4 protein-coding genes are annotated in these 7,560 nt (G+C 41.5%); 2 read left to right on the forward strand and 2 right to left on the reverse strand.

Annotation, left to right across the window (positions count from 1 at the left end; genetic code table 11):
* Positions 1 to 124: 124 nt before the first annotated feature.
* A complete protein-coding gene (locus IQ224_RS19565; protein ID WP_228036322.1) occupies positions 125 to 3,046 on the forward strand; it encodes an N-6 DNA methylase in 2,922 nt (973 codons plus the stop codon).
* 161 nt (positions 3,047 to 3,207) lie between these two features.
* Here IQ224_RS19565 and cruG read toward each other — a convergent pair whose 3' ends face one another.
* Together cruG and cruF are read right to left on the reverse strand one after the other, a co-directional pair.
* A complete protein-coding gene (gene cruG / locus IQ224_RS19570) occupies positions 3,208 to 4,395 on the reverse strand; it encodes a 2'-O-glycosyltransferase CruG (protein ID WP_194033381.1) in 1,188 nt (395 codons plus the stop codon).
* Between the two features lies 1 nt (position 4,396).
* Positions 4,397 to 5,311 carry a gamma-carotene 1'-hydroxylase CruF gene (gene cruF / locus IQ224_RS19575; protein ID WP_194033382.1) on the reverse strand — a complete coding sequence of 305 codons (915 nt, stop codon included), beginning with the start codon at positions 5,309 to 5,311 and terminating at the stop codon, positions 4,397 to 4,399.
* A 467-nt stretch (positions 5,312 to 5,778) separates the two neighbouring features.
* Between cruF and IQ224_RS19580 the strand changes: the two genes are divergently transcribed.
* On the forward strand, positions 5,779 to 7,293 hold the full coding sequence (locus IQ224_RS19580) for a serine/threonine-protein kinase (protein ID WP_194033383.1): 1,515 nt from the start codon (positions 5,779 to 5,781) through the stop codon (positions 7,291 to 7,293).
* Positions 7,294 to 7,560 lie beyond the last annotated feature (267 nt).

A 7,560-nucleotide genomic window follows, 5' to 3' on the forward strand; every position in this document is an offset into this window, starting at 1 on the left:
CCATTTTTGGTGCTTTACTGTTTCTCAAATGCCTTTTTTCGCTCCTTATGTTTATTTTTATGCTCACTTTGATTTTTTCTCTCCGTAATTTCTCTCTGTGACAGCTTAGGGTGCGGAATGTGGGTTGAATCCCTCGGAAGCTTTTGACGAGTTAGATAAGCTGATTTTTTGTAAAATTTGGGATGAAAAGAAAGCTCGCAAGGTAGGGGAACCCTACGATTTTCAGATCTTTAGTGTTGCTCCTAAAGCTAATGAAAAAGAGGAGGAAAGAAAGCAACGGGAAAATAAGCAATTAAGTGAGCGCATTAAGGCTTTATATGAAGAAGGCCGTCGAGCAGATGCAGAAGTTTTTAAGGATGATATTCGCTTAAGTCCAGAGAAGTTGCGGACGGTGGTGGGTTATTTGGAAAGTATTAATTTAGGCGAAACAGACTTAGATAGTAAGGGTCGAGCTTTTGAGACGTTTATGGGGTCATTTTTTCGCGGAGATTTTGGACAGTATTTTACACCTCGACCAATTGTTAAGTTTATTGTGGATGTGCTACCCATCCAGCACAATTCTTTAGTTTTAGACACATCTTGTGGAAGCGGTGGTTTTCTGCTTCATCCGTTAGAGAAGGTTCGTAAGGAGGCCAATGAATACTATCCCAATTATAAAACGAATCCGAAAGAATATAATCAACATTATCAGCATTGGCATAATTTTGCTCAGAGTAATTTGTTTGGCATTGAAATTAATGAACAGATTGCTCGGGTTGCCAAAATGAATATGATTATCCATGATGATGGTCATACTAATGTAATTGCGGCGGATGGTTTACGCGATAGCGAAGATTTAATTAAACGGACAGAAAATAAAGGCTTTACATATAATCGCTTTGATTTTATTATTACTAATCCGCCTTTTGGTTCGGTTATTAAACAAACGGAACAGGCTTATATATCCCAATATGGCTTTGCGATGAAGGCGGTAGATTGGTTAAATCCTAAAAGTAGGACAACGGAGCGGGATAGCCAAAGCACAGAAGTTTTATTTCTCGAGCAATGTCATCGTTTTTTAAAGGAAGGTGGCTATTTAGCGATGGTGGTTCCTGATGGTATTTTGACTAATTCAAGTTTGCAGTATGTCAGGGAGGGAATCGAGGAAAAATATCGCATTGTGGCGGTGGTTTCGTTGCCTCAGACGGCTTTTTCGGCAACGGGAGCGGGGGTTAAAAGTTCGGTTTTATTTTTGAAGAAGCATTCGCAAGCAGTAACGGAAAGTATTCAACAGGCTAAACTGGCTTTACAGGATCAAATTAAGCAAGGCAATGATTATTTAAAGTTATTGGATAAGATTGAAAATAATAAGAAGCGGCATTTAAAGGAGTTACGAGGTTTTGATAATGCTCAAAATTTGTCCGGTAAAGCGTTGACAGATTCGGAGCTTTATAAGGAGTGGAAAAAGTCGGTCACGGCGGAATATAATGACCAAATTGAGGCTTTAAAGGAGTCTTTGAGTGATAAGTATGCGGAGGAAAAGCAAAAAGTAATCGAAGATTATCCGATTTTTATGGCAATTGCCGAAGATATTGGTTATGATGCAACGGGTAAACCGACTAATAATAATGAGTTAGATTTTATTGGTCGGGAGCTTGCGCGGTTTATTGAGTCGATAGAGTCAGGAAAGGATGGTTTTTTTTTAGGTCTTGATGTGGATAAAGATAAAATATTTTTAGTTAATTTAGTCGAGATAGATGAAAGACTTGATCCAACTTATTACCTTCCTTCCTTGAGAGGAATTAATTATATTTATGAAACTAAAAAGTTGAATAATATTTCAAAATGTATAATACATCCACCTGAGCATAAAAGAATTTATGTAGATCGAGGCATACAGTTATTAAGGTCTCAAAATATAAGACCAGATGGAATAGATATTAGCAATAGTCCTGTTTTTCTTGATTCTTCAATATTATCTTCTACTGAAATTTTTCCCCGTATTGGAGATGTTTTAGTTGTTCGATCTGGTGTTAATGCTGGAGATACTGCAACAATTGATGTAGAACTTCCAAATATAGTCATTGGAGCAGATACCTTGTTAATAAGACTTGAAAATTCTGTAGAACCTAAGTACATTCAATGCTTTTTTTCTTTGGTAATTGGTCAAAAAATTATGCAAAGAAGTTTAACAGGAGCGACAAATAAACATATTAGTCCTTACAACTTAAGTAAAATCAATATACCTGTTCCAAATTTGAATATTCAAAAAATAATTATTTCACAAATGGATGATGCTTATGCGGCTAAAAAACAAAAAGAACTGGAAGCACAGCAATTACTTGAAAGTATTGATGATTATCTGTTAGGGGAGTTGGGGATTGAGTTACCCGAACCCGAAGAAAACACTATTAAAAACAGAATTTTTATCCGTAATTTAAGCGAAGTATCAGGCGATAGGTTTGATGCTAATAGTTATCAAAAAGAAAGGTTAACTGCGATAAATATTGTTAAAAATAGTGTTTTTCCTGTGAAGATGTTGCGCGAAATAGTTATTTTTAGAAGTTCTAAAGTTAGCGTAATTGATAAAGATGTAATTTATGTAGGAATGGAAAACATTGAAAGCAACACTGGAAATTTATTAAATACTGACTTAAAAGAATCTGTAAGCAGTGCATCAATTTTCTTTAAAAATGATATTTTATTTCCTAAATTACGACCATATTTAAATAAAGTTTATTATGCCGATAAAAATGGTGTCTGCTCTACTGAATTTCATGTTTTGTATAGCAAAAGTGAATCTAATGAGTTTATCGCTAACTTTTTGCGTTCAAAAATTGTTGTAGCACAAACAAAATATTTGATGTCAGGAAATACCCTTCCTCGTTTACAGTTTGAAGATATACAAAAATTATTTGTTCCTATCCCTCCTCTTGAAAAACAAATCGAAATTAGTGAGCATATCACGGCAATTCGTAATCAAGCCAAACAACTCCAACAACAAGCCAAAGACGACCTAGAAAAAGCTAAACAGGAAGTCGAAGCCATGATTTTAGGTGATGACTAAAAGCCTAATTTATCGGCTCTTCTAGGTTCTGTGTGATCAGTTTAACTTACATAGGATCGATCTTTGTGTCCTCTGTGTCTTTGTGGTTCCTTCCACTCCCTCGCCAGCAGGACTGTATCTTAGAATCCATTTTACCCACCAAACCTAAGAGAGCCATATTTTTAATACAATCGACCGCGCCAACTTTGGGGACGGGTAAAAGCAGAGATAAAAATGCGGATAACTGCCAGCGGATCCGCGAGGGGAGATAGCCAAAATAATCCCGAAGATAGATTGACTTTTTCGCCGCGATAGTAGCTAGGAGAGACAGCCAATAAAAGGGCAAAACGAATCAATAACAGCAGCAGGTTTAAAATTAAGACAATTTTTAAACTCAGGAAATCGTAGCCAAAAATCAAAGCTGTGAGCAGTAAAGGGGTGATAATTATCGGTAATCCCTGAGTAAGAGCTAATAAAGCTAAATCGCCCCATAATTGCCCCTGATAGGAGGCATCTTTGAGGTCAAGAGATCTGCCCCATTCGCGCCAAGTTTCCTTAAGTCCTTCGTACATCCGCACGCGAATCAACTTCGCCCCATCGAGAAATCCCACCCGATAGCCTTTCGTTGCCGCTAGACGGGCCAGGGTGACATCATCGCAAAAAGAACCTTTTGCCCCGCTATAACCGTCTAAAGCCGCTAAAACTGACCGCCGGCAGAGAAAACATTGACCATTGGCCATGACTCGTTCGGGATCTTGCCCGCGCACTCCGGCCGCATCAAAGCGATAGAGCAAAGTCATCAATAAAGCCGGCTGTAACCACCATTCTCCCGGATAGGAGAGGATAAATTGCGGCGACAGGGAAACTAAATCGTAACCTTCTGCGATCGCAGCTTTGACCAAACTAGCGACTAAATTTGCTTGGGGTTGGGTATCGGCATCAATGCCCAAAATCCAGTCACTTTCAGGAGAACTAAACAAAAAACCATTGTGTAACGCCCAGGGACGACCTACCCAATCGTAGGGCAAAGGATCATCGGTTTTCAGGCGAAAGCGGGGGTCTTTTGCCGCCATCTCTTTGACTTTTTCCCGCGTACCATCTTGGGAATTGCTATCGACAATCAGAATTTCTCGCACTTCGTAACTCTGTTGACTCAATCCCTGTAAACAACCGTCAATCCTGGCCACTTCGTTTAATGTCGGCACAATCACGCTTACCGTCCCTAACATCTCCGGGGTGGGGGGTTGGGGAGTCAGGGGAGGACGACGACGCGCCCCTTTCAGCAGACGGGAAAGAAGGATAAAAAAGGCAACAGCCTGAGACAGCAGTAGCCCCAGGCAGAATGCACCGAGAATTATCTCAGTTAACAACTTATTTGGCTCCTCTCACCGAAACAACGGGGATTTTTAGGGTTGTTACTTCGCTTGTCGGCACTGTTTGCCCGGAAGCAACAGCCTTGGCGCGATTATAGAGGAGTATTAAAGGCAGAATACCGGTGAGCAATCCTAGGAAAATCGGCGGATAAATACCAGCACCGATACTCATGACCGTAGCAAAGCCAAAATTACCCAAATACATCACAAAAGGTAGGGTTAAATCTTGACTTGGCAGTTTCACCGGTTGCACTTGCCAAATTAAAGTGGCTACCGTCATAAAAACACAACCCGTGCCAAACCAACCGGCAAAATTTTCGTAGGGCATCCCAAAAAAAGCCCCCGGTTGTTCCCAAATCCAGAAGGGCATGGTAGTTTGACTCATGGCCGGATCTAGGACAAAATCCCATGAAGTTAATAATACCGCCCCGATAGCGATCGATCCTAGATTTTGTAGCCACTGGGGTATAGCAAGAGTGGATAAACCAACACGAGCGATGATATAGGCACTAAAACCGAGATAAAACCAAGATAGGGGGATAGTAAAGGGGACTAAACCCGCAATTTTGTAACCTAAGCCTGAAAGATAACGATAATGACCGAAAGGAAAGCCGGTACTGGTTCCTAATAGTTCGCTACAAAGGGATAAACTGATAGCGGGAACCATGAATCCTAACCAGTGCCACACTCCTAGAGTCCGATAGGCATAAACAGCCACCGCTGCCATTCCTAACACCATATACACCACACCCCCCCCAGCCATTGACCAAGCAAAGGCGGTTTTGCCAAAATCCGGTAAATTGGCCACAAATTCGGGATGGGGCAGAACTAGCAACAATCCGGCTAGTCCAAAAGCCATCGATACAATATGACCGATGAGCAGAGCTTTTTCGATCGCAATTAGTCGTCTCATTAAATCTCTAGCACTGCGAAGGGATAATCATTTTCAAGTTTACAAATCTTTATTAAAGAATTATTACGCAGATCGGTCACTTTCGGCAAAAAAGTTTCCCAGGGGCTAGGGATTGGCCTGTATTAGTTGTTTAGGAGTCAGTAGGCAGCAGTTAGGAGGGAGAAAAATCAATTAAATGGTCTATTTAGAGATTTTATGCTACTTTATACTTAGTTTTCTCATTTTTTCAACCCCCAAAAATTAATTATCCGAGAGGCAATGACTAAAAATGCCTGACAATGTATATTAACAATCATGCTTTTAGCCGGCTCTTCTAGGTTCTGTGTGATAAGTTTAACTTACTATATGATCGATCGATCTTTGTGTCCTTTGTGTCTTTGTGGTTCGTTTCACCCCCTCGCTAGGAGGGCGGTTCTTAAAAAAACTCTCTCCATCAGACTCACTATAATTAAAACGGTAGCCTAGCTATGTCGGCAGAATCTAGACATCGGCGCCTACTTGCCAATCGATACCAACTCGTCGAGTTGATCGGTAGCGGTGCCATGGGACAAGTATATCGAGCGGAAGATAAACTCTTAGGTGGCGTAACCGTCGCAGTGAAATTTCTCTCGCAAACTCTCCTCAACAAAAGAATGCGTGAGCGTTTCGAGCGAGAGGCAACTATTTCGGCACTTTTAGGCGAAAAAAGTATTCATATTGTTAAAGTTCGTGATTATGGTATAGATGAAAAGGAAGTCCCCTTCTACGTCATGGAATTTTTGCAGGGGGAAAGCATAGGAGAAATCATCAAATATCACCCGCTGCCTCTCTCGCGCTTCTTTCATCTCACCCGTCAGATTTGTTTCGGCATCGAATGCGCTCATAAGGGTATTATCTTCCAAGGCGATATCTGTCCGATTATTCACCGGGACATCAAACCTAGCAATATTATCGTGATTCAGGACTCAGGATTAGGAGAATTGGTGAAAATTCTCGATTTTGGCATCGCTAAACTCATCCAGTCGGGAGAATCCCAAACCCAATCGTTTATGGGAACCTTAGCCTATTGTTCCCCAGAACAGATGGAAGGTAAAGAACTCGATCATCGTTCCGATATCTACAGTTTCGGGATCGTGATGTACGAGATGCTCACGGGAAAAACGCCCTTTTTTCCCGATAATTCTTCCTTTGGCGGTTGGTATGAGGTTCACCACTACGCTGAACCCCGTCCCTTTAATCCTAGCTTGCAATTACCGCCAGAATTAGAACAGTTAATCCTGCGCTGTTTAGCCAAAGCACCCAGCGATCGACCGCAAAGTATTACAGATATACTACAACTTCTCGAACGACTCGAACCCCTAGTTAAAAATGAAATAGTCAAAAAAACCGATAATGACACTGGCAAAACTAAAACCCTTGAAGATTTAGATCGAACCGGTCTTGCTGTCGCGAATACCAAGGATATCTGTCTCAAATCCATTTGGCCCGAGGATAAACCGCGCCAAAAAATCGTCTTCCCACGCTGTATCAAGGCTGCCGACGGCGTTTTTGCCAGTTTATGGGTAATGTTGGATCGAGAAGATATCCCCGTCCGGGTTGCTAGTGTCCGTTATAATCAATTCCTCTTCTTACCCACACCCCACCCGATGATTCTCTGGATTACTGTCCTCTATCATCGTCAACAGGGTCCCCGTTGGTTGCCCTGTTATTTGGACTTAAAAACCCCCCAGGGTCAAAAAATGACCAAAACCCTCGGCGAAACCGGTCAATACTGGATTTTATTTTTCTCCCTCGAAGGTGGCCCAATCTGTGAAAATGTGATCACCGCTAGTATTCCCGCCAATCAATGCCAAATTTTGCAGCAATGGGTGAGAGATAGTCAATTAGCTCCAGTGGGCAGCCCGCAAATTAGCAAGCAGACGTTAAAACAGAAACTGGAGGAACTTAAACCCAAAATTCTGGCCAAATTAGAGTCGGAATTAGCCCAAGGCATACCAATTTAATCGCCATTATCTCGATGGGAAGTTCGTAGTGGAGCCTAGATAGTTCCTGAGTCTGACGAAAAATTTTTCTGAACTTCGGTTAGAATCGAGGAACTGTATGTGATTGCAGTATTTACTGCGTTGACATCCTCGCCGCCGTAAAACGGACGGCGATTCCCAAACCTCACGATTTGGGTTTCTGCTTCTTTCCCGAAGGATTTTTCGCACCTGCCTTAACAGATTTACTCTGTTCTGGTCTTATGGTCGCTCTACAGACTGACACCGCAA

This window comes from Microcystis sp. LEGE 00066, assembly GCF_015207925.1.
Taxonomy (GTDB): domain Bacteria; phylum Cyanobacteriota; class Cyanobacteriia; order Cyanobacteriales; family Microcystaceae; genus Microcystis; species Microcystis ichthyoblabe_A.

Coding starts and splice junctions, on each gene's coding strand:
- IQ224_RS19580 (WP_194033383.1), top strand. CDS start 5,779: ATGTCGGCAGAATCTAGACATCGGCGCCTACTTGCCAATCGATACCAA.
- cruF (WP_194033382.1), bottom strand. CDS start 5,311: ATGAGACGACTAATTGCGATCGAAAAAGCTCTGCTCATCGGTCATATT.